This window comes from Lysinibacillus sp. NPDC047702, from assembly GCF_050272555.1.
Lineage (GTDB): Bacteria > Bacillota > Bacilli > Bacillales_A > Planococcaceae > Lysinibacillus.
The window spans coordinates 1-3,706 of the sequence record NZ_JBNNMG010000127.1 but is presented as its reverse complement, the minus strand read 5'-3'; the positions used below and the strand labels follow the sequence as shown (position 1 = coordinate 3,706).

The 3,706-nt window shown below is 34.2% G+C and carries 3 protein-coding genes; all 3 read right to left on the bottom strand.

The genetic code is table 11. The annotated features are described in order from the left end of the window. Nucleotides 1–449: 449 nt before the first annotated feature. The 3 genes from ACQKIM_RS27840 to ACQKIM_RS27830 all read right to left on the bottom strand — a co-directional run bounded on the left by ACQKIM_RS27840 (nucleotide 450) and on the right by ACQKIM_RS27830 (nucleotide 3,469). Complete coding sequence (locus tag ACQKIM_RS27840) at nucleotides 450–1,130, bottom strand: hypothetical protein (protein ID WP_427550190.1); 681 nt, start codon at nucleotides 1,128–1,130, stop codon at nucleotides 450–452. Nucleotides 1,131–1,698: 568 nt separating this feature from the next. Further along, complete coding sequence (gene glnA, locus ACQKIM_RS27835; RefSeq protein WP_427550189.1) at nucleotides 1,699–3,033, bottom strand: type I glutamate--ammonia ligase; 1,335 nt, start codon at nucleotides 3,031–3,033, stop codon at nucleotides 1,699–1,701. Nucleotides 3,034–3,094: 61 nt separating this feature from the next. Then, nucleotides 3,095–3,469, bottom strand: coding sequence for a MerR family transcriptional regulator (locus tag ACQKIM_RS27830; protein WP_427550187.1), 375 nt, complete (start codon nucleotides 3,467–3,469; stop codon nucleotides 3,095–3,097). Nucleotides 3,470–3,706: the final 237 nt, after the last annotated feature.

Sequence of the window (3,706 nt, the reverse complement as noted above, 5' to 3'; positions counted from 1 at the left end):
TTTTGTCATCTTAGACACTCCTAGTAAATTGTTAAGATTATTATACTTTATAAACTCCCAATTCACTGTGTCCATAATTTAGACTAACATCACAATTATTTGTCTCATCTAAAAACCCCTTCCAAAAAATAAAGTTAGGTAATAAGTTATACAAGTTATTAAACTAACCTTAGTTTAATAACATTTCTCCATAATCTCCATAGTGATATTACATAAATATCCAATAATAAAATCATCTCGCTTCTTAAAATGATTAGACGATTTTAATCAAACTTTATTACAAATAATCAATCTTTTTTATAAAGATTACAACAAATTTCAAAGGAGTAAAACGGTGCAACTTTTTTACAAACAGTATAACTTTATTTAAAACGGTACGACTTTATTTCAAATCTACAGTACATCGCTGGTATGATTGGGCAGACGAAAAATTACTACCTAAAAATCCATTATTGTTTCTGAATTTCCATTATTTCTGCACTGTATTTTTTAAAGATCGTTTCCTTAATTTGTTGATGTAGTAATGAATCTTCATGTAGTTCTCTTTCTTCACTTGCTGTTTGAGCCTTTATTGTGTTAAATTCATCATTATTACTTAAATTGAAACGTCCATTATTCATATTGATTACACCATATTCACCAGATGAATTCTTTTTTAAGAATAGTATATAATCATCAGTTCCTATTTCTCTATAATTACTAACCGTTTTTATCTTCTTTACTTTATCCACATCTTCAAAAATTGAGATAGGTTCAATCACACTGATAATTTCACCTTGGTTATAATGCTCATCTTCGGGTTGTTTTAAAATCTCTTTAATATTTACTTCAGTTTTTGTAATACCTTCAATCAATAATTTGGGCTGATACTTATCTTCAGGTGTTTCATGAAACTTATTAATATGTTCACGATCTTCAAAGTTTTTAGTTGCTTGTGCAATAATAATAAGTTCTGAATTTTGCTCTAATTCATCAAAATTATCGTAATTTATATAGTTTCCATTTGAACTAACAATAGGAAGTTCATCTATTTTATCTTCCTTTGAGTGTGTGGGTAGATTAGTAGTAAATATTATGAACCCCATAAAGGTAACTACTACTGTTAAAAAAATCAGTTTCTTATTCTTCATGATATACCTCTTAAACGAATTATATTGTTCATTCTAAAATATATAAATTCCATATTATTGTAAAAATCATGTAATGGTTTTTTAGATTTTCACCATGTATCTATAATTCTCCCTTCATTATCAGATAAATATTTATTTGAAGAATGAAGTAAGCCCCTATAAACCAGTTTATCAATACAAATGTTTTACTTAAATCAGCAATTTTCCCATTTGGTATATGCATTATTTTTATCATGTGTTGTTATTGTTATATTTCCACTACCTCCAGGGATTGGGTACCAACCTTTTCTCATTACTGAAGAATCACCAGAGACAAATTCATGATCCAATTTAACAGAATTTCGCACCTCTTTATACGTGCAATAAATAAAAAGAACCATATCTGCTATGATTAAATCACTTCAAAATACAAATAGTATTAGTGAAAAAGTGCTGGAAATAAAAGTAGAAGAAAGTAGAAGATGATTCAATAATAAATCTTTTGAATTTAATTCTGAGGCTAATAACGAAGCTGGTAGGCAGTAAAAAAGAAAAGCGTTGGAACCATTTCAGCTCCAACGCTTTTTTATTAGTACATTTTTAAATATTGGTCACGTTCCCATTGGTGAACAGTAGTGCGATACATATCAAACTCGATTTCTTTTGCTTCTTTGAAGTTTGCATAGATATGCTCACCTAACGCTTCTTGAGCTACTTTGTCTTTAGCAAGTAATGTTAATGCGTCATCAAGAGCTGGTGGTAAGTTTTCAATTCCGTTTGCTTTACGCTCTTCTTCAGACATAACATAAATGTTACGGTTAATCGCAGCTGGTGGTGTTAATTTTTGACGAATCCCTTCCAGACCCGCTTCTAAAATAACAGCCATTGCTAAATATGGATTAGCTGCTGGGTCCACAGAACGTACCTCTACACGTGTTGACAGCCCACGAGCTGATGGAATACGAATTAGTGGTGAACGGTTTTGAGCTGACCATGCAACATAACATGGAGCTTCATAACCAGGAACAAGACGTTTATAAGAGTTAACTGTTGGGTTTGTTACAGCTGTAAAGCCTTGAACATGCGCAAGAACCCCTGCCATGAATTGCATAGCTGTTTCTGAAAGACCTAGTTCAGTCGATTCATCGTAGAATGCATTTTCTTTGCCTTTAAACAATGAAACATTGAAGTGCATCCCAGAGCCAGCTTCACCGTATAATGGTTTTGGCATGAATGTAGCGTGTAAGCCATGTTTACGAGCAATTGTTTTTACCACTAATTTGAACGTTTGGATATTATCACAAGCTGTGATAGCATTTGCATATTTAAAGTCGATTTCGTGTTGTCCAGGAGCTACCTCATGGTGAGAAGCTTCGATTTCAAAGCCCATCTCTTCTAGCTCTAATACGATATCACGACGGCAATTTTCACCAAGATCAGTTGGCGCTAAGTCGAAGTAACCACCATGGTCATTTACTTCAAGTGTTGGTTCGCCTTTTGCATCTAATTTGAATAAGAAGAACTCTGGCTCAGGCCCTAAATTGAAGCTTGTGAAGCCCATATCTTCCATTTTTTTCAGGATACGTTTTAGGTTATTACGTGGGTCACCAGCAAATGGCTCGCCTTTAGCAGTGTATACATCACAAATGAAGCGTGCTACTTTCCCTTTTTCAGAAGTCCAAGGGAACACTACGAACGAATCTAGATCAGGATATAAATACATATCTGATTCTTCAATACGAACGAAGCCTTCAATAGATGAACCATCAAACATCATTTTATTTTCTAGTGCTTTATCTAATTGGCTTACAGGTATCTCAACGTTTTTGATTGTGCCAAGTATATCCGTAAATTGTAAACGAATAAAGCTTACGTTTTTTTCTTCGATTAGACGTTTAATGTCCTCTTTTGTGTATTTACCCACAGTTTTCCACACTCCTATAATTTGTCTAGCTTTTATCTTTACCCTACCCTATTAAAGGCTTTTAATAGAATCGGGATAAATCCCCTCGTCGGATGGATGATTTTTGCATGCGTTGTGCTTGACGCATTTCCTCACGCATAATACGACGTAATTCTGAGTCACTTAAATCTGGCTCATCTGTCGTAACAGGATCACTCTTTTTAGCAAATATTTTTTTAATCTTTGCCATATTCATTCCATGTTCTAAATAATCCTTAATTTCTAGCAATGTATCGACGTCATTTAATGAGAACATTCGACGATTGCCATCTGTTCGGTGCGGCTCAATTAAATGGTGTTCTTCATAATAACGAATTTGGCGTGCCGAAAGCTCGGTCAATTGCATCACGATACTCATGGATAATAACGGCATAGTTCGTCTAATTTCACGACTCATTTAAGTCCCCTCCAATACCCGCTTATCATATAACGAAATTTTTACACTGTCAACAAGGATGTAAGGTTTCCTAACATCGTTTTTCAATATTTTTTTCGACTGCTACAAAATTGTAAGTAAGAACAAAAGTATTGCTCTTCCACAAAACGAGGGGTTGATCTCCGTTCCGACTGAGTGCTTTCCTGGGGGCGTCCGATGAGCCGCTTCACTCGCGTTGCTCGCTCCAGGGTCTCATCT

What these genes read in the sequence shown, in the direction of transcription:
- ACQKIM_RS27830 (WP_427550187.1), bottom strand. Translation starts at nt 3,469, where the DNA reads ATGAGTCGTGAAATTAGACGAACTATGCCGTTATTATCCATGAGTATC.
- ACQKIM_RS27840 (WP_427550190.1), bottom strand. Translation starts at nt 1,130, where the DNA reads ATGAAGAATAAGAAACTGATTTTTTTAACAGTAGTAGTTACCTTTATG.